The 19,497-nt window shown below is 61.9% G+C and carries 19 protein-coding genes and 1 pseudogene; 7 read left to right on the top strand and 13 right to left on the bottom strand.

The window, feature by feature from the left end:
- Positions 1-3 precede the first annotated feature (3 nt).
- Together CBW66_RS12505 and CBW66_RS29405 are read right to left on the bottom strand one after the other, a co-directional pair.
- Positions 4-821, bottom strand: a pseudogene (locus CBW66_RS12505) (IS5 family transposase).
- Positions 822-1,097: 276 nt separating this feature from the next.
- On the bottom strand, positions 1,098-1,337 hold the full coding sequence (locus tag CBW66_RS29405; protein WP_230492306.1) for a DUF2837 family protein: 240 nt from the start codon (positions 1,335-1,337) through the stop codon (positions 1,098-1,100).
- A gap of 352 nt (positions 1,338-1,689) precedes the next feature.
- Here CBW66_RS29405 and CBW66_RS12495 point away from each other — a divergent pair, with 352 nt between their 5' ends.
- On the top strand, positions 1,690-2,145 hold the full coding sequence (locus tag CBW66_RS12495; RefSeq protein ID WP_086138026.1) for a tellurite resistance TerB family protein: 456 nt from the start codon (positions 1,690-1,692) through the stop codon (positions 2,143-2,145).
- A gap of 27 nt (positions 2,146-2,172) precedes the next feature.
- On the opposite strand, the gene CBW66_RS12490 is transcribed toward CBW66_RS12495, so the two are convergent.
- The 6 genes from CBW66_RS12490 to CBW66_RS12465 form a co-directional block, all read right to left on the bottom strand.
- On the bottom strand, positions 2,173-2,697 hold the full coding sequence (locus CBW66_RS12490; protein WP_086138025.1) for a hypothetical protein: 525 nt from the start codon (positions 2,695-2,697) through the stop codon (positions 2,173-2,175).
- A 97-nt stretch (positions 2,698-2,794) separates the two neighbouring features.
- The gene (locus tag CBW66_RS12485; protein ID WP_086138024.1) at positions 2,795-3,238 is read right to left on the bottom strand and encodes a hypothetical protein; all 444 of its coding nucleotides are present in this window, start codon (positions 3,236-3,238) and stop codon (positions 2,795-2,797) included.
- 136 nt (positions 3,239-3,374) lie between these two features.
- Positions 3,375-3,749, bottom strand: a complete 375-nt coding sequence (locus CBW66_RS12480; protein WP_139841634.1) for a hypothetical protein — start codon at positions 3,747-3,749, stop codon at positions 3,375-3,377.
- A 50-nt stretch (positions 3,750-3,799) separates the two neighbouring features.
- On the bottom strand, positions 3,800-4,249 hold the full coding sequence (locus CBW66_RS12475) for a hypothetical protein (protein WP_086138022.1): 450 nt from the start codon (positions 4,247-4,249) through the stop codon (positions 3,800-3,802).
- Between the two features lie 181 nt (positions 4,250-4,430).
- A complete protein-coding gene (locus CBW66_RS12470) occupies positions 4,431-5,165 on the bottom strand; it encodes a helix-turn-helix transcriptional regulator (protein ID WP_139841633.1) in 735 nt (244 codons plus the stop codon).
- Positions 5,166-5,480: 315 nt separating this feature from the next.
- Complete coding sequence (locus CBW66_RS12465; RefSeq protein WP_086138020.1) at positions 5,481-6,026, bottom strand: hypothetical protein; 546 nt, start codon at positions 6,024-6,026, stop codon at positions 5,481-5,483.
- A 288-nt stretch (positions 6,027-6,314) separates the two neighbouring features.
- On the opposite strand from CBW66_RS12465, the gene CBW66_RS12460 reads away from it, so the two are divergent.
- From CBW66_RS12460 to CBW66_RS12440, 5 genes are read left to right on the top strand one after another with little or no spacing between them, the layout of a single operon-like run.
- Positions 6,315-6,998: a VWA domain-containing protein gene (locus CBW66_RS12460; protein ID WP_086138019.1), complete on the top strand. Its 684-nt coding sequence runs from the start codon at positions 6,315-6,317 to the stop codon at positions 6,996-6,998.
- Between the two features lies 1 nt (position 6,999).
- Positions 7,000-7,758, top strand: coding sequence for a PP2C family serine/threonine-protein phosphatase (locus tag CBW66_RS12455; RefSeq protein ID WP_086138018.1), 759 nt, complete (start codon positions 7,000-7,002; stop codon positions 7,756-7,758).
- Entirely contained in the window at positions 7,755-10,091 is a 2,337-nt protein-coding gene (locus CBW66_RS12450) for a hypothetical protein (protein WP_086138017.1), read from the top strand. The genes CBW66_RS12455 and CBW66_RS12450 overlap by 4 nt, the downstream gene beginning before the upstream one ends.
- Positions 10,092-10,100: 9 nt before the next feature.
- A complete protein-coding gene (locus tag CBW66_RS12445) occupies positions 10,101-11,450 on the top strand; it encodes a toxin-antitoxin system YwqK family antitoxin (protein ID WP_086138016.1) in 1,350 nt (449 codons plus the stop codon).
- Positions 11,432-12,799, top strand: a complete 1,368-nt coding sequence (locus tag CBW66_RS12440) for a toxin-antitoxin system YwqK family antitoxin (RefSeq protein ID WP_170932871.1) — start codon at positions 11,432-11,434, stop codon at positions 12,797-12,799. The genes CBW66_RS12445 and CBW66_RS12440 overlap by 19 nt, the downstream gene beginning before the upstream one ends.
- Before the next feature lie 100 nt (positions 12,800-12,899).
- Here CBW66_RS12440 and CBW66_RS29400 read toward each other — a convergent pair whose 3' ends face one another.
- The 3 genes from CBW66_RS29400 to CBW66_RS12425 all read right to left on the bottom strand — a co-directional run bounded on the left by CBW66_RS29400 (position 12,900) and on the right by CBW66_RS12425 (position 15,853).
- Positions 12,900-13,457, bottom strand: coding sequence for a cyclophilin-like fold protein (locus tag CBW66_RS29400; RefSeq protein WP_230492305.1), 558 nt, complete (start codon positions 13,455-13,457; stop codon positions 12,900-12,902).
- On the bottom strand, positions 13,454-14,626 hold the full coding sequence (locus CBW66_RS12430) for an MFS transporter (protein WP_230492315.1): 1,173 nt from the start codon (positions 14,624-14,626) through the stop codon (positions 13,454-13,456). Before CBW66_RS12430 ends, CBW66_RS29400 begins: the two co-directional genes overlap by 4 nt.
- Before the next feature lie 81 nt (positions 14,627-14,707).
- Positions 14,708-15,853 (bottom strand): alpha/beta hydrolase, encoded by a 1,146-nt coding sequence (locus CBW66_RS12425; protein WP_230492304.1) that lies wholly within the window; start codon positions 15,851-15,853, stop codon positions 14,708-14,710.
- Between the two features lie 169 nt (positions 15,854-16,022).
- On the opposite strand from CBW66_RS12425, the gene CBW66_RS12420 reads away from it, so the two are divergent.
- On the top strand, positions 16,023-16,916 hold the full coding sequence (locus CBW66_RS12420; RefSeq protein ID WP_086138013.1) for a LysR family transcriptional regulator: 894 nt from the start codon (positions 16,023-16,025) through the stop codon (positions 16,914-16,916).
- A gap of 30 nt (positions 16,917-16,946) precedes the next feature.
- Here the strand turns inward: CBW66_RS12420 and CBW66_RS12415 are convergent, their stop codons facing one another.
- Together CBW66_RS12415 and nadB are read right to left on the bottom strand one after the other, a co-directional pair.
- Positions 16,947-17,729 (bottom strand): class I SAM-dependent methyltransferase, encoded by a 783-nt coding sequence (locus tag CBW66_RS12415; protein ID WP_086138012.1) that lies wholly within the window; start codon positions 17,727-17,729, stop codon positions 16,947-16,949.
- 99 nt (positions 17,730-17,828) lie between these two features.
- The gene (gene nadB / locus CBW66_RS12410; RefSeq protein WP_086138011.1) at positions 17,829-19,442 is read right to left on the bottom strand and encodes an L-aspartate oxidase; all 1,614 of its coding nucleotides are present in this window, start codon (positions 19,440-19,442) and stop codon (positions 17,829-17,831) included.
- Positions 19,443-19,497 lie beyond the last annotated feature (55 nt).

Here is a 19,497-nt window from a genome sequence, read left to right as displayed (position 1 = left end):
AGTTTAATATCTTAGGATCGGTTTAATAACTTCGCGGCAATGTGGTCGACGCAGCAGCAACGATCCTATGGCCAGGTAAATCATGTTTTTCGAAACGTCAATGCGCTGTTTATAGTCGCGCACCAAGCGTCGGTAACGCACCAGCCATGCGAACGTATGCTCGACCACCAAGCGCCTTGGCTGAATAGCGAAACCTTGCTGCCTCTGCAGATGCCTCACTACTTCCACAATAAAGTCGAGAAACGTGACCTTGTCCATCAACTGCCTGCGGTCGCATGCCGCATCCCCAAACAGATGCTTTACCTACGGCCAGCGTTTGATCAAGCCGTCGATCATCATTTGGACGCCAGTGGAGACGGCAATGTCGATAGGCGTCAGGTTCATGGCCAGCAAGCAACCCTTGGTGTCGACCGCAATATGGCATTTGCGCCCGCTGAGTTTCTTGTTGGCGTCATCACATAGTGTTTGCGCGCCGGACGCTTTCACGCTCTGGCAATCGATAATGCCGGCGCTTGACAGCACCTTCCGATCATTGCACATACGATCCAGCTCAGCGCCAAGTCATGAATGGTACCAAACAGTATGCGCCGCATTTGCCCCCGAAACGATTAATAGACTGTTTGATACGGCGGGAAATTATTGGGCAGAATGCACCACTCGCATCCGGACCGTACCATGTAACGCAGTGCATTTATCACCTTACGCAAATCTGTCTTGCGCGGCCCTCCCATCTTCGTTTGCTTGGGCAGCAGCAGCGCCATCAGGCGCCACACTTCCTCTTTAACACCCGTGGGATAACCAAGTTTGAGTGCCGTCCTCACTTGTTGATGCTGGCTTCGATTCTCGTGCCTTCAGATCGTCCATCGCTCCAAAACATCAAAGATGCTTTGACCTGAAAGTTGCTACGAAGTTTTTAAACCTTCACTTAGCTGTTTATTTTGAATTTTTTATATTTTGCTCGCCTCCCACAATCACCATCGCCGCCGGCACCAGCAAAAACTGCGCAATCACCGTTCCCGCCAATCAGCTCCCGACTAACCAAACCACCGCGCGCCGGAACTGCAATTCTTCGATCTTGCTTTCTATGACGTCATCACTCATGCCTGACACCACGTGTCGTTGAAGACGGCCATCATGAAGGAGGCGCCGCCGTTGACGATCGATGAAAGCGTGTTGGCGGCGACGTGCTGGTCGATGCCTGTCTCGACTCGCTTGGCGAAGGTAAGGCTGGTAAGCGGGTCTAGGAAGGAACTCGAGGTGTGCGACAGCAGCTTCAGAATGCTGAACAGCGCCAATGATACGGCGATGCGCCACGTGCGGATGCCGGCGATACGCATTGGAGGTGAGGGTGCCGATCATGTGGATGATGAACGTCAATGCGCAAATCAACAGCAATTGCTTATCCATCACAACCTTGCAGTGAAGAAAATGTAATTTCATGCTGCCATGAAATTATTAATTTTTCAACTGCAAATTATGTAACTTTGCGCCGTGCTCAATTGGCCTTGGTTTGTCGTTGTTTTTAAGGGAAAAGCATGGCGACGGGCGAGGGCGGCGCGCTCATTTGCTTGTCGCCTTTTGCGGTTGTTTGCATATCTCTTGCTTGTATTTCAAGCTTGCACCCTCAATTAGCCTGGGTAGCGGCAAGGCTTGCCGCTCGCTATGCATCAATTAACCGGGAGGTACGCCATGAGTTTCGATTCCTTTTTGTCCAAGCTGAAGTCCAAGGCAAGTGAACTGAAAACCGAGGCGCTGAAGTACAAGAACAAGGATTTCCTGAACGCCGCGATGGCGGGATCGGCCCTGATCGCCATGGCGGACGGCAGCGTCAGCGCGGAAGAGAAGCAGAAGATGGTGAAGTTTATTGAAAGCAATGATGCGCTGTCGGTGTTTAGCACCAGCGATGTCATCAAGGCTTTCCAGGACTATGTCGGCCAGCTGGAGTTCGACAAGGACATCGGCGAAGCCAAGGCGTATCAGGCGCTGGGCAAGATGAAGTCGAATGCGGAGGCGTCGCGCCTGCTGGTGCGCATGATTATCGCGATTGCGTCGTCGGATGGCAATTTCGACGCCAACGAGCAGCGCGTGGCGGGCAAGATCGCGCGCGAGCTGGGCTTGACTCCGGCGGAGTTCGAGTTGCAGTAAAGCCGGCTCCGGCTCCGGCTGGCTGGCTTAACTCTTGTCCCACCACGGCGGCGTGCCCGACGACCAGGGGCACGCCATGTCCACTTCGCTGATCCTGTAGCGGATCTCGATCACCTGGCCGGGGCTGAAGGGACCGCGTTTCCAGTCGCCGGAATCAAAGACGTAGCCTTTGCCCTTGATGCAATGACTGGTCGGATTACTGCCGATGGGACCGGTCGAGTGCAGGGTGACGCGCACTTCGCCGTTGGCGTCCAGCGGGGCGTCGCCGCCCATGAAGAGTACATCCGAGCCGATGTCGCAGACACTGGTGCTGCCTATCTTGCTGCAGCGTTTGATATACGTTTGCTGGCGCGCATTGGCCAGGTAATCGTCATGCCGCATCGGCTTGCCATCGTCATAGGTAAAGCGCAGGGTGACTTGCATCGGGGCGCTGATAGGATGGCGCTCGGTGCTGGTGCAGGCGGCGCTGATCAGGGCCAGCAGGGGCCAGGCCAGCAGGCGCAGGCCGCGCCGCAGCACGCTGAATATCGGGTTACTGGCAGGTTTCTGCATTGCGCTCCATGGGCCGTTGCCATTCGTTTAAGGAAATGGCGGCGATCATAGCACGCAATGTTTCCTGTTCACGCACGCTGGCAAGGTGTCCCCCATCTCAGCGCGACGCCAGACCGATGCTTTGCACTTGCGAGGGCACGCTGGCGCCGTCCGACAGAGTCTGCGACGGCACCACCATCACCAGTTCGCCATCCACGCTGCCGTCGTCGTGGTGGTCGATGCGCACTTTCAACTGGCGGTCCAGCGCGACGAAGGCGTTGCGGTCGGTGGCGATGATGCGGTGTTCTTCCCGCTTGCCGATACGCGCATACATGAGGGCGCCAGCAAGGCGCAGTTCCAGGGTGTCGCCATTCGACAGCTCATAGGAACCGGCGAATTTCTTGAGATCCTGGCGCATCATGTAGCGCGGGTGTTCGGGCACGTCGATGCGCAGCACGTTGCCCGGCACGGTGACGGTGTGCTCCGGCGGCAGGGTCTGCGCAGTGGCTGCCGTACTGGCGGCAGCGAGGCACAGGAGCGTGCCCAGGATGATGGTTTTCATGGCCTTGTCCTTGTCGGTTGATGGCCCCCTGGCGCATGCCGCGCGCGGGCATGGGGCAGCAACCAGTCTAGGCGCAGGTGTGGCGTGGCGCATCGTTCATTCGGTGGAGATCGGCCCGGATATGTTGCTTGGCGGGCTAGCGCGCAGCGTGATTCATTTCCTGTAGAACCTCCTGGCACAGCACGCCATAGCCCGCGCCCGTGCCGCGCTTGTGTGCGGCACGCAGATAGGCTGCGCTGATGTCCTGCCACTGCACGCTGCCGGGCAGAGGGCGCAAGTCGTCGTCCAGATCCATCTCGAAATGGATGAAGTGCCCCTCGGCGCTCAGCAGCCTGCCGTACACGGCGGGCATGCCAGGAAAAGCCAGCCGCAGGTCGAGCATGAGGGCCGCGCCCAGCGCCACGCCATGGCTGGCCGCGCAATCGCGCAGGGCGTCGGGCAAGGGCCGCGCGCGCCACCAGGCCGCCGTCTGTTTGATGGCGGCCAGGGTCAGCGCGTTTTGCTGTTGCACGGAGTACTGTTTACGCACGGCTGCCCCCCATGTGGAAGCGGTTTGCCGCATTAACGCAACGCCAGGCCCATGCTTTGCACGTGGGCCGGCACGATGTCGCCGCTGGCCAGTTTTTCGGCCGGCACCAGCATCAGCACTTCGCCGCCCACGCTGCCATCGTCGCGCAAGTCGATGCGCATGGCCAGTTGACGGTCCAGCGCCACGAAGCTGTTGCTGCCGCTGGCAACGATGCGGTGTTCCTCCTGGTCGTCGATGCGCGCATACATGATGGCGCCGACGCTGCCGATATTGCGCAGGTGGAGCACCTGGCCGTTCGACAGCTCATAGCCGCCGCGGAACGGAGAAAAATCTTGCGCACTCATGAAGTGCCGGTGGGCCGGCAGTTCGATCGTCTGCAGGCGTCCGCCTGGAATGACGACGGTCTGGCTGTCGGGGAGTGATTGCGCATTTGCCAGCAGGGCGCAGATGCCCAGGGTGCCGGCGAGGATCCATGTTTTCATTTTTCTACCCATCCTTGAACGTTGGTGCCGGCCGCTGCCGACGCGGCGATTGTCGATATCAGGGAAATCAAACCGGCTGGTCCGCACGCGCCGTGGTGACACTGGCAAGGTGCGGGCGGCCGGTGTTGCCAGTGTAGGCAGGCAAGTTGTCCTGTACATCATCCGATCGGATGACGCGGCCTCATGCGTCGAGCACGGCCAGGTGCGCCGTGGCGCCGTGGATCAGCGCGATCAGCTCGCCCTGGCGCCGCGTGTCCGTTTTCAGATAGGTGTGATGCAGATGGGTCTTGACGGTGTTGACGCTGATGCCGCAGCGCGCGGCGATTTCCTCGATGGTGGCCCCTTGCGCCAGGGCCTTGCACACCAGCGCTTCGGCTTGCGTCAAGTCGAACAGCTGGCGCAAGGCATTAACGGACGTGCTCGCTTGTGCGGGATCGCGCGCGATCAGCAGCGCGCATGGGGGCGGGCAGGCGCCAAGCAGGGTGACTGTCAGGGCCAGCGGCGTTTGCTGCTTGCGCGCCAGGCGCAGCGACTGGCATTGCGGCGCGGCGCCGGCGCTGGCGATGACGAGGCGCACGGCGCGCACGAGGGCGGGCGGCGCGGCGTGGGCAAGTTGCGCCGCATGCAAGGCATGGCCGGCGGGCGTGGCGAAGCGCAGCGCCAGGTCCGCGTCGAGTACCAGCACGGCGGCACCCATGGCGTCGAGCGCCGCCAGCGCGCAGCGGCTGGCCAGTTGCGCCTCGCGCAGGCGCTGTTGCAGGCACAGGGCGCGTTGCAGATACGGCAGGAGTTCCTGCCATTGCCGGCTGCTCAGGGCTGCGCCGTCGAGTCCCGGCCAGTCATCCGTGCCGCAAGCCGTCTCGTACAGGGCGGCGATCAGTCGGCCCACATCCGCGTTTGCTGTACCTGTTCCCATGCTTGCCCTCATAGACTGATTCCATCAGCGTGCCGCAGGCGTGCAGGTGCGGAACTGGGTAAGGGCGGTGTTGCACAGCGATCTGTCCCGCCTTCGTGAGGCGGGGCCGTTGCTGCCATCTGGCCTGGGCAACTATCAAGATAGTACAAACATGTCGTTACTGCAATGCGGCGCTGAAGCGGATTGCCGATGTCCGTTACGAACTTTTGGCAACCAGGCGTTCCAGGAGCATGCGGGATTTTGCATCCGTGGCATGAACACAAGGTCACCAACCTCTTTGGGCCGAGCGCGGCCTGTGACGTTCGCGTGCAACGATCAAGTTTCCGCTCTGGCAGCCGTCAGTGCAACCTGGAACGGATGGGCGCCAGGTGCAGCAATGGTCAAAGTCAAATGCATGATGACTTGGCCGTTCATCGATACCGCATAGCTCGTGCTCGATAGGCCTGCAGTCGCACTGGCCGGCGTGACAATCCTCGATTGGTAGGTGGCCCCCTGGGTCTTCAAATAATCCAGAAAGCCGACCACCAGATTCCTGGTCATCGACGCGTCCAAGTCATTTGCAAAGACATTGCATGCGCTCTCGCCGATACTCGTCAGGACAAAACGAGAGTTGTCGAGTTGCACGTTCCAGGCATTACCAGAGTAAGCCCCCAGATATGCTGCCGCATCGATGCTTGAAAGCCTTTGAAAGCCCGGCCGTGCTAACCAAGCCTTGAATTTTTCAGGATAGGGGAAGTTCATAAAACAGCCTTGAACGAACTGGTCAACGACCTGCGCGGTAGCCAATTCGGACGCTTTAGGAGAAGCGCCAGCCGTGAAAGGGGAAATAAACAGCAGAAGTGCCGCAACGATTTTCTTCATTACTAACCTTAAATTTAGTAGCCACCTATCTGTTCCCGGCCGCTACTGCAGGGCTGGAATGGTTCAGTGTACGAGGTTGTTGCTTTCAGGGCAAGTTCGCGGTGTTATCAGGCGCCCGATGGGCGTGGACAAGGAAACTGGCAGGCGGCACGGGTCGGGGACAAAAAATCCCGGAAAAATGGCGATTTTGACCGCTCGCTATAGCATCCGAAGCAATCGGACACATGGAAAACATATCCATAGGGTAAGCTTCGGGGCTAAGCTATTTCGCAACTCTATCAAAATTACATGACTTCCATAATGATTCCCGACGTCGCCCTGGTCGACAACACCGAACAACGCACGCCATTGGTGCTCGTGCTGGACTGCTCCGGCAGCATGGACGGCGAGCCCGTCTCGCTGCTCAACGAGGGCCTGGCCTTGCTGGAGCAGGAACTCAAGTCCGACGTGATCGCCGCCAAGCGCGTGCGCATCCTGGTGATTCAATATGGCGCGCATGACGAAGCCGTGGTGGCCAGCAACTGGTGCGACGCCATGGATTTCACGGCGCCCCGCTTGGAAGCGAACGGCACCACGCCGACCGGCGCGGCCGTCGAGCTGGCCTTGACCGAGATCGAGCAGGAAAAGCAGCGCTTCCGCCAGGCGGGCGTGGCATACACGCGGCCGTGGCTGTTTTTGATGTCCGACGGCGAACCGACGGACCGCTGGCAGCATGGCGCCGAGCAGGCGCGCGCGGCGGAACAGTCGAACAAGGTGGCGATCTTCCCCATCGCCGTGGGCGACAACGCGAATATCGATACCCTGGGCGAATTTTCCAGCCGGGGCGAGCGGGGCGTGAAGCAGTTGAAAGGCTTGCAGTTCCGCGAACTGTTCCTGTGGCTGAGCGCCAGCATGCAAGTGGTGTCGCAATCGCGTCCCGGCGCGCAGGCGCAACTGGCGTCGACGGACGGCTGGTCCGTCGTCAGCACCTGAGATGGCAGCAGCACAGCAGCACTGGCGCGTATTCGGCGCCTCCGTCACGGGCAAGGCGCACCTGGACAAGGACATTGCTTGCCAGGATGCGCACGCGTACGCCGAGGTCAACGGGGTACTGGTGGCCGTCGTTTGCGATGGTGCCGGTTCGGCCCGTCTCAGCGAGCAGGGCGCGCAGTTTGTTGCCACGCAGACCGTGCAGGCGCTGGCCGGACGGCTGGAGCAGGGCGCCACCGTGCAGAATTTGCGCGACGGCGCGCTGGCGGCCGCCCTGGCGCAGATCCGCACCGCGCTCGAGGACATCGCCCGCGCCGCCAGTGCCACCCTCGATGACTACGCCAGCACGGTCGTGGGCGTGGTGATGGGGCAAGAGGGCGGCTTCTTCTTCCACCTGGGCGATGGCCTGGGCGTGGCGCAGCTGGCCGATGGTGGCGAACTGATCTCGCTGCCCGCCAACGGCGAATACGCGAACGAAACATATTTCCTTAGCGGCGAGCGCTGGCGCGAACAGCTGCGCCTGCTTGCGATTCCCCAGTCCGCGCGCGGCGTGGTGCTGATGTCGGACGGCTGCATGCCCTTTGCCATGAGCAAGAACAATGGGGCGCTGTACGCGCCGTTCATGGATGCCGTGCAAGGCTATCTGCGCACGGTCGACAGCATCGAGCTGGGCAATGCGGCGCTGGCATCCACCTTGGCCGACCCGCGCACGCACCAGATCACGGGCGACGACAAGACCTTGCTGCTGGCCTTGCGCGCATGAGCAAGAAGCAGGGCGTGACACCTGGCCTCGTTCCGGGTGGAAAAATTTGGCTGGATAAGGTCCGCAGTCTGGTACTGGGCAAGCTGATTAAAAGCGGCGGCGCGGGCAGCGTGTACCTGTTGCCCGGCGCGCCCGCGCAGGTGGCCAAGCTGTACCACCCGCACCTGGACCGGGCCGCCAACCGGCGCAAGCTCGAAGCGATGCTGGAGCTGACACCGGAATTGCCGGACCAGCTGGAAAACGGCAAGCGCTACGTGCAGATCGCGTGGCCGCAGGCAGCCGTGTTCGACGGCCAGGGCGGCTTTACCGGTTTCGTCATGCCCTTGCTGGACATGGCGCAGACGGCCGAGCTGGAACAGATCATGCAGGAGCGGCAAGCGCGCGCGGCCGGCCTGCCCACGGGACTCGGTCCCAAGCTGACCCTGGCCGCCAACCTGGCCGCCGTCATCGATGCGCTGCACCAGCAGCAGCATTATGTGGTCGATCTGAAACCCGTGAACCTGCGCTTCTACCGCGATTCGCTGTACATCGCCATGCTCGATTGCGACGGCTTCAGCATCCAGGGCCATGCGGAGCGTTTTCCGGCAGAGCAATTCACGGCCGACTACCTGGCGCCGGAATTCCAGCGCAAGGGCATGCCGGCGGGCGCGGAAATGGCGCAGGACCGCTTCGCCCTGGCCGTCGTCATTTTTCAATTGCTCAACTTTGGCATCCACCCGTACAGCGGACGGCCGAATAGTGCGCAAGTGGCGACCGATATTCCCGGGCGCATCCGCGACGGCTGCTATGCGTATGGCCTCAAACGCCACAAGCAGCTGGCGCCCAACGTCACCAGCGGCCATGCGCTGATGCCGCCCGAGCTGCGCGCCATGTTCGACCGTGCGTTTTCGCCGTCGCCGAAGCCGCAGCGGCCCTCGGCGGCCGACTGGGCGCAATTGCTGCGCGGCTACGCGCAGCGCAGCGGCGGCAAGCTCGTCGTGTGCGCCGCCAATCCCGAGCACCAGCATTTCGCGGGCCAGGGCTGCGCCGCCTGCGCGCGCGACAAGGTCATCGCCTCGGCCGCGCAAGCGTCCGTGCAGGCGCAGCAAATGCAGCTGCAACCATCGTTGCCGCAGCAGCGCAGCGTACGCCGCACCGCGCCGGGCCAGGCACCGGTCTTCATTCCCGTGGCGGGCAACACGGGTGGCGGCATCACGGGCAAGGGCTGGGCCGTCGTGGTGCTGCTGATCGTGTTGTTCCTGATCGGCTTTACGGCCTGGACCTCGTCGCCCGATGAAGTCAAGGACAAGGCCAGCTTGCAGGCGCAAGCCGAGCAGGCTGCGGGCCTGGAAGTATTCAGCTGGCGCCCCCGCAAGGCGGCCGGTTTCCAGCCGTCCGATGCGCGCAAGGCCGTACGCAGCCTGTCGCAAGCGGTCAGCAAGGGCGACGATGACGCCGTCACGCGGGGCTTGCAGCTGTTGTACCGTGCCGGAGAGCAAAAGTCGCCTGTTTACGGCGGCGACCGCACCCAGGCGCAGCTGCGCGCGTCCTTGCTGGAAGGCCTGGGCTGGGTGCCTGGCTATGAGCCGACGCTGGTGGCTAACTATCTTGACCTGCTGCAAGCGAACCCGCGCGACCATCTGGTGGCGGCGGCCATGGGCCGCATGCATCTGAGCCTGAACGAACCGCAGGCGGCACGCCAGTACTTCGAGCAAGCCCTGTGGGCGCGCCCGACCGATGGCACGGCCTGGCTGGGCATCGCGGCCACGGCGCTGATGCGCGGCGGCGACGAGCGCGATGCCGTCAACATGGTGGCGCTGGCGCAGCTGACGGCCTACCGTTACGCGGTGCAGAACGCCGTACCGGCGGAACCGGGCGAAGCGGCCGACAATGGCGTCGCGCGCACGATGCAGCGCATGGACTTGAACGCCAAGATGCTGCGCCTGGTTCAGGGCTGGGATTACCAGAAGCGCTGGGACAAGACGCTGGCCGATGGCGCACTGCTGGCGGCCAGGCTGAAGGCCATGCCGCCCTTGCGCGACCAGGTCGGCGGCGTGCAGCGCGAGACGATGACGACGGTTGATTATGGCGTGCTGGACGAGCAGCATGCAACGGGTGAGAACCGCTTGACTCTGACCATTGCCGCCGACGGCACGCTCAGCTATGCGGCGGCCGAGTTGCCGATGGAACCGCAGTTGAACAAGGTGCTGCTCGACAGCGTGAAGCGCTGGACCTATTTGCCGGCCGTGCAGCACGGTCAACTGCGCGATGCCAAGGTGGTGGTGCTGGTGCGCTACCGCAACGGCCGGGTCAGCTTTGTGCCGGCCGGTGTGGCCGCCACGACGGAAAATTAAAGGAATAGCATGAAAATCAAGACGATATTCGCGCTGCTGGGCGCATCCTTGCTGACCCCAGGCATGGCGCAGGCGGACATCGTGCAGCGCCAGGTGCTGGCCAGTATGGCCGCCGAACCCGATAGCGAAGGCGGCGATGTGTACACTATCGCAGGCATGACGGCCTGCGGCGGCAAGCAGATACGCATGGATGCCCGCTCCGTCAATCTGGACGAGGCGCCGTACGAAGCGTTGAAAGCCGAACTGGCCCGACAGATCCGCAGCAAGACGCCCATGCGCGTCACGCTGAAAGAGTGCCCGGAAGATGCAAGCGTGCCCATCGTGCGCCAGATCGCCGCCTGCACGCCAGCCACCTGCGCCGATGGCCGGGCGCGGCTGTACCTGCACGAACGCTTCTTCCCCATCGAGCAGGAAAAGGCGCCGAACGTGCTGCTGTTGCCCTTGCCCAAAGGCAAGCTGCCCGGCACGTGGAAGGTGGACATTTACAGCGTCGCCGGGCACAAGCTGCGCCTGTCGGGACAGGTCAACCGCGCCGATTACGCGCAGGGCGAGCTGGTGGGGGGCTATGTCACGTATTACCCGAACGGCAAGATTGAGCAACAGGTGGCGCAGGATGGACAAGGGCGGCAGCATGGCATCACCAGCCGTTACCGCAGCGATGGCAGCCTGGAATCGCGCGGCGACTGGCGCCATGGATTGCCGGAGGGCACGCACCAGCAATATCACGCCACGGGCAAGCTGCGCGAGGCCAGCGTGTACCGCGGGGGCATGCGCATCGATGGTCCCGTGCAGACATTCGATGCGAACGGCAAGCCGAGCACGAGTTATGTACTGCGCGGCGGCAAGATCGAAGGCGAGATGCTCACGTATTTCCCTGATGGCAGCATTTCCAGCCGCTCCGCAATGAAGGATGGCAAATACCATGGTTTGACGACAAACTATGACGCTGATGGCGCCGTGCGCAGCACCATGACCTTGCGCAATGATTTGCCCGCGGGCGAGGCGCTGGAATTCTATTCGGACGGCAAGGTGCAAAGCCGCCAGCAGTATGCCGACGATGGCGGCTTGCTGAGCCTGCAGCGCTACAGCCCGCAAGGCGTGCTGTTGCTGGAGCGGCGGTGGGACGCGAAATTGCGCGAGCAGGGCACGTCGCGTTCTTGGTACGCGAGCGGCAAGCCGGAGCAATCGATCGAGTACGTGAACGACCGGCGCGAAGGCTGGAGCCGTAGCTGGCGCGAAGATGGCAGCCTGAAAAGCGAATGCCGGTACGTGGCCGGCAAGGCGCAGGGCGATTGCGAAGAGGCGCTGCCATCACCGGAAATCGAGCGCAAGGAGCAGGCATGGCGCGCCCTGAATTGAACTGTCTGCTGGCAGGCCTGCTGCTGTTGCCAGCCATGGCGGGGGCGGAAATCGTGCAGCGGCAAGTCGTCACGGCGATCAAGGCGACGCCTGACGGCGATGTATTGACCCTTGCCAGCGACAGTGGCTGCGGCGGCAAACAGGTGCTGATGAATGCCGCGTCCGTGCGCCTGGAACAGGATCAGTATGCCGCCATGAAGCGGCAATTGGCGCCGTTGATCCGCGACAAGACTCCCTTGCTGATGCGTATTGCCGTCTGCCCGGCGCCGGACAAGGCGGGAGCCGTGGCCGCCATGCCCGCCGTCAGCAAGCTGGGCGGCTGCGAGCCGCAAGCCTGTCTGGACGCCAAGGCACGCCAGTACCTGAATCATAATCTGTCACGCGGCGAGGTCATGGAGCAGACGCGCTATGCGCTGGTCGTGCCGCTGCCGCCTGGCAAGACGCCGGCTACCTGGCGAGTCGATATCTTCCATGTGCGCGAAGGCGAGCCGAAACGGCTGGTGGGCGAGGTCGACAATCCTGATTACCTGCGCGGCAAGCTGGTGGGCAACTACGCCATGTATTACCCGCATGGTCAGCTGGAAATGCAGGTGGAGCAGGACGGGCGCGGCATCAAGGAGGGGGTATTGAGCCGCTACTACCCGGACGGCCAGCTGTCCATGCGCGGCACGTGGCGCAACGGGTTGCAGGAAGGTGAACAAAAAACCTATCACCAGAGCGGCAAGCTGATCGAGTCGGTGACGTACCGGAATGGCGCACGCGCCGACGGCCTGGTCGAAACTTTCGATGAAAACGGCAAGCTGCGCACGCGCATGACGCAAGTCCAGGGGCAGACGGACGGCGAACTCCTGCTGTTCTATCCCGATGGCGCGGTGGAAAGCCGCAGCCAGCACGTGAACGGTATCCAGACGGGGCCCAGCACCAGCTATTTTCCAGATGGCAAGGTGCACCGCACGGCCAGCTACGTGGACGGCAAGCCTGCGGGCGAGAGCGTCGAATATTATCCGGACGGCAAAGTGGCCGGCAAGCGCACGCACAGCGGCCACTATGTATTGCGCAGCGAACAGCGCTTCAGCCCCGCCGGCGTGTTGCTCGTGCAAAAACAGTGGAACGCGGGCGGCCGCGAGGAGGGCGCCTTGCGTTCATGGTACGCCGATGGCAAGCCGAAGCAATTGATTGAATATGCCGATGGCGAACGCCAGGGCTGGACCCGCCACTGGCGCGCCGATGGCAGTGTGGAAAGCGAATGCCGCTATGTAGCCGATGAGGCGCAGGGGGAGTGCACGGGCGAGGCCGCCAGCATGTCGTACACGGAAGATGGCATCGCGCCGGTGATGGCGGAACCCTAAACCTGGGCAAATCGCGGACAGCCAGGCATGTACGCCGCGATGCCGTTTGTGGCTGGCCGCTATCGCCTCGAAACGGACGTTGGGCAAGCCTTGTGGACGTTCATTTGAATTTGAGAAACTCAACCCTGGCGCCTTGCTCGCCCAGTGCATGGGCCAGCCCAAGCGGATTTTCGACGCGACCAACGTGTGAGTAGGCATACGGCGAAGTAAATGTCTTATAGAATATAACCAAGGTCTTCGAGCCGTACAGCAAGAGGTCGCCATTGCTGATCATTTCCATCCTGGTCGCGTTAACCGGCAGTGCCTTTTGCAAATCTGCGTGCTTCTCATTTCCGTTGAGTTCGGCCATATCCAGCGTCAGCGGCAGCCTCTTGGCAAATGCCTGTCCGGTCACGTTATCGGACAAGACGACGACGAAGCGACGTTCGCCAACGACCATCCACATACGCGACTCCTCAGGCCTTGGGGATGCGCTGGCCGCAAGCGGGGCAAGAGTGAATGGCATGGAGGCGGACTGCTGTCGAGCTTCGCAAGCGCCGAGGAAGAGCACGCCAAGCAGCAGGCTCAGTCCATGCAGGCCATCAGATAGGCGGCATTCGCGCTTGCCGGCCCATGGGTGCCGGGTGCCATTAAGTACCGCTGGCTTGCGTGTCATCATTGTTTGCTCCTTTGTTGGTAGACGGCTTGGCTTGCCTGCAGTGCTTGCGAGCGAGAGGTCAGGAAGGCAGCCACCAGCAGTACGGCCGCGCTGGCGATGAACGTGCTCTGATATCCGCTCTTGTCGAACAGCAAGCCGCCGATCGTGGAACCGAGGGCGATGGCGAGTTGCACAACGGCAACCATCAACCCGCCCCCCGTCTCTGCATCGCCCGGCAGGGTTGTCGCCAGCCATGACCACCAGCCCACCGGCGCAGCGGTCGCGACAACGCCCCAGATGCCTAGCAGTACCGCCACGGCAGCGACCTTGCCGCCAAAGAGTGTCAGCGCCACGGCGATCAACGCCATCAGGATGGGAATGCCAACCAGCGTCCGGGAAAAATTCCACTTCAAGAACTTGCCGATGACGGTGGTACCGATAAAACCGCCAACGCCAACGACCAGCAGCATCATCGACAGCGTGGGTATATCTACGCGCGTCACGCTTTCAAGGAATGGGCGCAAATAGGTGAACAAGGCGAACTGTCCCATGAAAAACGTGCTGACGGCCAGCATACCCAGGGCGACCTTCGGGTCACGCAGCAGTGTGAAGGCCTTGCGCGGAGCCGCCGAGCCGGTCTGCGGCGGCATGGAAGGCAGACTGATCCACTGCCAGACAAAGGCAACCACGGCCACCGGTACCAGGCAAAGGAAGGCGCCACGCCAGCCGATGACGGAACCCAGGTAACTGCCCAGGGGCGCGGCGACGACGGTCGCCAGTGCATTGCCGCCATTGAAGATGGCCAGCGCGCGCGGCACCTGACGGGAAGGCACCAGCCGCATCGCGGTGGCCGCCGACAAGGACCAGAAGCCGCCAACCACCACGCCGATCAGCGCCCGGCCGGCCATGTACAGAAGATAATTCGGGGCCATCGCGACGACGGCCCCGGAGATGGCCATCGTTGCGGTCAGTCCCAGCAGGAGCGTCTTGCGATCCATGTTGCCAGCGATGATGGAAATCGACAGGCTGGTGAGCACGGCGAAGGCGCCGGAGATGGCAATGCCCTGTCCCGCCAGGCCTTCGCTGACCAGGAGATCCCTGGCCATCGGAGTCAACAGGCTGACGGGCATGAATTCGGAGGCGATCAGCGCGAAGACGCACAGCGTCATGGCGAAGACCCCGCCCCACATTGCCGCTTGCGTAGCGGGATCAGCGTGCCCGTGCACGCCCTCTGGGGTTGCGTTGCTGATTGGTGCTGTCATGGGATGCGTCTATGCCAAATTTTTGTGGAAGAACGCGTTCAGCTTGTCCCAGGGAATCAGCTTGACCCGGTCATACAGGTCGACGTGCCCGGCGCCCGGCACGATCACCAGTTCCTTCGGCTCCGCACCGAGGCGATAAGCCTCTTCGCTGAACTCCCGGGAATGCGCCTGGTCGCCTGTGATGAACAACATGGGGCGTGGCGAAATCGTTTCGATATCGTTGAACGGGTAAAAATTCATGAACTTGACGTTGCTGGCCAGCGTCGGGTGCGTGGTCAGCTCGCGCGACGACCCTGCCGGCGTGAATTCACCGCGCGAGGTGCGATAAAAGTCATGGAACTCGCGCTGGATGGGATGCGTATTGGCATCAAGCTGGTGCACGGTGCCGCCCGTGTACTTGATTGCGCCACCGGTGAATTCCACGTAGCGCTGCTGCGCTGCCTCCGCAATGATCTGCTTGCGTTGATCGAGCGTCTGCGAGTGGTTCAGCGCATGGCGGTTGGCTGCGCCCATGTCGTACATGCTGACAGTGGCAATGGCCTTCATGCGCGGATCGATTTTGGCGGCACTGATGACGAAACTGCCGCTGCCGCAAATACCGAGAACGCCGATCCGCTCTCTGTCGACGAACGGCTGGGTGCCCAGAAAGTCCACCGCCGCGCTGAACGCTTCGGCGTAGATATCGGGCGCCACGGCATTGCGCGGTTGGCCGGCGCTGTCGCCCCAGAACGACTGATCGATGGCCAAGGTGACGAAACCCTGCTCCGCCAGTTTCTGCGCATACAGGTTCGAGCTTTGCTCCTTCACCGCACCCATCGGGTGGCCGATGATGATCGCCGGATGCCTGGCATTGCCGTCGAGGTCCTTGGGCGTGAACAGATTGCCGGCGATCGCCATTCGGTACTGGTTGTTGAAGCTGACCTTGCGCGCAATGACTGTCGCGCTTTTGTAAAAGTTGTCAGCGTTGCCGGACATATCCGGCACTGGCTTGGTATCGGCGGCAAACGCCGCACTACCGACAATGGAAAGGCTGCCCAGCACGGCCATGCCGGTGCCAGTCGTCTTCAGGAAATCGCGGCGCGCTACATCATCTATGTTCATGTCTGTTTCTCCAGTTCGTTCGGTATGGGCGGGGCGCATTACGTTCAGCGACATCGTACGTGGCGGTTAGCGCATCGGCGCACCGAAAAATCGAACAGGTATATGTGCCAGGGCCATGAATAGCCTGTATATTCATAGCTCAATGCACACATTTCCCTTGATATTGGCCGTAGCTGGCAGCACGCCGAGACCTCATCCACTGCAGCTTTCATGAATGTTCAAAATGGCCAGAGACAATATTATTGATATTCTTATCTTCTTCGAGGTGGCTCGCCAACGCAGCTTCACCCGTGCCGCCATCAAGCTGGGCATGTCGCAATCGACGCTCAGCCACATCATTCGGGATCTGGAGGCCCGGCTGGGCGTGCGGCTGCTCAATCGCACGACGCGTAGCGTCTCACCCACAGAAGCAGGCGAGCGCCTGCTGAACAATGTCGCGCCGCGGCTTGATGAGGTCCATGCCGAAATCGCTGCCGTCAGCGATTTGAATGGCAAGCCAGCGGGTACGGTGCGTATCACTGCTATTGACCACGTTATTGATACCCTGCTGTGGCCACGGCTGGCACCGGTGCTGCCTCACTATCCCGACCTGAATATCGAGATTCAATCAGATTACAAGCTGATCGATATTGCCGCGGACCGGTATGACATTGGAGTACGCTATGGAGACCAGGTAGCGGAGGACATGATTGCTGTCCGGCTCACAGCGGACATTCCCACCATGATCGTTGGCTCGCCCGGCTACTTCTCCTGGCATGCGCAACCCACCAATTTGCATGAGCTGATGAAGCACAATTGCATCACGCTGCGGCTCGCAGGCAGTGGCGGCATCTACGCGTGGGAACTGCAGCATGATGGACGCAACGTGGAAGCCCGGGTGAGCGGTCAGGCCGTGTTTACCAGCGCCGTGCCCATGGTACAAGCGGCCTTGAGCGGCAATGGCTTGGCGTTCGTCACGGAAGACCTGGTGGCGGGACACCTACGGGAAGGCCGATTAATCAGCGTCATGAGCGATTGGTGTAAAAGGTTCCCTGGCCTCCATGCGTACTATCCCAGCCGCCGCCACGAATCGAGGGCGCTCCGGATTGTTGTCGAAGCTATTCGCCACAAGGAGTAAGTTAGGTTAGCCGCGGCGAGCAGCGGACATTTATGGCTTCACGAACTTGAGCGTCATGCGGTCGCTCTCGCCGATGGCCTGGTACTTGTCGCGATCAAGCGCGGCGTTGGTCAGGGTCGGTGGCAGCGCCCACACGCCGCCCTGGTGGTCGGCCTTGTCCTTCGGATTGGCGTTGACCTCGGATTTGCCGGCCAGCCTGAAGCCGGCGCTCTCGGCCATCTTGATCACATACGACTCGTGGACGTAGCCGCTCGTGGCCGTGGCATCTTGCGGCATGGATTCCGGCAGGCGATGGTCGGTCACGCCCAGCACGCCGCCCGGCTTCAGGCTGGTGTACAGCGCCTTGAAGATGTCCTTGACCTTCTCGTCGCCCAGCTCGACGAAGTTGTGCACGTTGCGGAAGGTGAGCACCATGTCGACGCTGTTGGGCGGGGCGAAGTTGTAGATGGCCTTGGGCGGACTGAAGGCGCCCCGCACGACCTTGTCATAGACCGCCGGGTTGGACTCCAGCAAGGTCCTGGCGATGGCGCCGGCACTGATCAGCTTGCCGTCCTGGCGCAGGTAGGGCGCCAGGATCTCGGTGTACCAGCCGCCTTCCGGCAGCAATTCGACCACCGTCATGCTCGGCTTGATGCCGAAGAAAGTAAGCGTTTCGTAAGGATGGCGCCACATATCGCGCGCCACGTTGGTGCTGCTCCGGTGGCTGCCTGCGATGGCCGTGCGCAGCTGGGCATCGTCGGCCATGTCAGCGGCCTGCGCGAGGCCGGCCAGGCTGCACGCCAGCAAGCCGGCGGCCAGGATGAATCGTTTCATTGTGTCGTCTCCAGGATCGATGGCAACGGCGCCATGCCGTGCCGCCCGGCAATAATCGACCATGCCCTACTTGTCGTCAAGTTAAGTTTTGCATGCATCCTAGCGGTGCGGCGGCGTCAGCACGCTGGCGATGGCCTTGGGCAAGGTTTCCGGGTAATCGCGGCTGAAGTGCAGGCCGCGGCTTTCGCGGCGGGACAGGGCGCTGTTGACGATCATCGAGGCCACGTCGACGAGGTTGCGCAGTTCCAATAAGTCGTGCGTGATGCGGAAGTTGCGGTAGTACTCGTCGATCTCTTCCTTCAGCAGGGCGATGCGGTGCTGGGCCCGCTCCAGGCGCTTGGTCGTGCGCACGATGCCTACGTAATTCCACATGAAGCGGCGCAGCTCGTCCCAGTTGTGGGCAATGACCACTTCCTCATCCGCATCCGTGACGCGGCTTTCATCCCAGTCGGGTAAATATGGCGTGCCCAGCTTTTCCTTGCTTTCGATATCTTGCGCGCAGGCGCGGCCGATGACGATGCATTCCAGCAAGGAATTACTCGCCAGGCGGTTCGCGCCATGCAGGCCCGTGCACGCCGTCTCGCCGACCGCATACAGGCCCGGCAGGTCGGCGCGGCCGGACAAATCCGTCACGACGCCGCCGCACGTGTAGTGGGCGGCGGGCACGATGGGAATCGGCTGCTTGGTGATGTCGATGCCCAGTTCCAGGCAGCGCGCGTAGATGGTGGGGAAGTGTTCGATGAGGAATTCGGCCGGCTTGTGGCTGATGTCGAGGTGCACGTAGTCGAGACCGCGTTTCTTGATCTCGAAGTCGATGGCGCGCGCCACCACGTCGCGCGGCGCCAGTTCGGCCCGCTCATCGTGGGCCAGCATGAAGCGCGTGCCTGCTGCCGCGCCCGCTTCAGGCGGCAGTTTCAGCAAGCCGCCTTCGCCACGGATGGCTTCGGTGATCAGGAACGATTTCGCGTACGGGTGGTACAGGCAGGTGGGGTGGAACTGGATGAATTCCATGTTCGACACGCGGCAGCCGGCGCGCCAAGCCATGGCGATGCCGTCGCCGCTAGCCGTGTCCGGGTTGGTGGTATATAAATACACCTTGCCGGCGCCGCCCGTGGCCAGCACGGTGTGCTCGGCGGCAAAGGTATGCACCTTGCCCGTTTGCTCATCCTGCACGTACAGGCCGTGGCAATGCGGTTGCGCGTTGCGCTGGGCCGGTTTCATGCCCAGCTTGTCGGAGGTGATCAGGTCGATGGCGCAATGGTGTTCGAACAGACTGATGTTCGGATGGGCGCGCACCTTTTCTTCCAGCGTCACTTGCACGGCGTGCCCCGTGGCGTCGGCCGCGTGGATGATGCGGCGCTGGCTGTGGCCGCCTTCGCGGGTCAGGTGGAAACCCAGCTCGGCCGAGGCGTCGCGCGTAAACGGCACGCCTTGCTCGATCAGCCATTCGATCGCTTCGCGGCCGTGCTCGACGATGTAGCGCGTGGCGCTCTCGTCGCACAGGCCGCCGCCCGCGATCAGGGTGTCTTCGATGTGCTGCTGGTGGCTGTCGCCCGAGTCCAGCACGGCCGCGATCCCGCCTTGCGCCCAGTTGCTGGCGCCATCGAGCAGCGCGCGTTTTGAAATGATCGCGACGGTGCGCGTCTCAGCTAAATGCAGTGCAACCGATAAACCCGCCAGGCCACTGCCGACAATCGCTACATCAAATTTCATGACATTTATCTCTTTTAGGGGAAGCATACTATATGCCATTTCCCCACATTCGGTA

Origin of the sequence: Janthinobacterium sp. GW456P (assembly GCF_002127655.1) — a bacterium.
In the GTDB taxonomy this organism is placed as follows: Bacteria; Pseudomonadota; Gammaproteobacteria; order Burkholderiales; family Burkholderiaceae_D; genus Janthinobacterium.
The sequence above is the reverse complement of the archived record's forward strand: the minus strand, read 5'-3'. Positions and strand labels throughout refer to the sequence as shown.